General features: G+C 31.9%; 1 protein-coding gene. It reads left to right on the forward strand.

From position 1 onward, the window contains the following. Window positions 1–746 (forward strand): replication initiation protein (locus tag GBI16_RS18250; RefSeq protein ID WP_151707618.1); only part of this gene is annotated, 746 nt, incomplete at both ends.

Here is a 746-nt window from a genome sequence, read left to right on the forward strand (position 1 = left end):
AGATCGTGAAATTACAGAGCAAACTTATATTTATTTGCATAAAGATGATTTAGGCGAACTATTAGGATTAGATAAAAAGAATTCCATTAATGTTGCTATTGATCGTATTTATAAAGAATTATCATCACGAGTAGCCCATTTTGTAATTGAAGAGTCCGTGGATGATAATAAGCGTAAAGTTAAAAAAGTACACTCAGTAGTACCAATTATTCGTGAACTCCGTTGGGAAGATGATGCTAAAAATGCTTTGCAGATACGTTTCACCAGTGAAGTACTTCCATATTTTACTCGTTTAGCAAATGGAAATTTTACAACCTATCAATTGAAAGATTTATTTGCTTTGGACTCTGTCACTAGTATGAGTTTGTATTCATACTTTATCAAAAATGAATTTAAGTATGCTAATCAAGATTCTTATGAGGTTGAACTTTCACTTGAGAATATCAAAGCATTAATTGATATTGGGGAGAAAAAATACGATCGTTGGGTTGATTTTAGACGATACGTTTTAGACAAAATTATTGAAGAAATTAATGAAAGGACTAGTCTTCAATTAGAATACGATACCATCAAGAAAGGTCGACCTATTGTCGGAGTTCGATTTAAAATTCTTAATAGGCATGCCACTGAAGTTGTTGTATCTAATACTAATGATAAGACTCAAATCTATTTAGATGTCAATTTTGATGATAACGCGCTTGTTAAAGAATTAGGTGCGAAGTTCGATATGACCGTAAGGTCTTGGT

This window comes from Acinetobacter sp. TUM15064 (genome assembly GCF_008980265.1).
Classification (GTDB): Bacteria; Pseudomonadota; Gammaproteobacteria; order Pseudomonadales; family Moraxellaceae; genus Acinetobacter.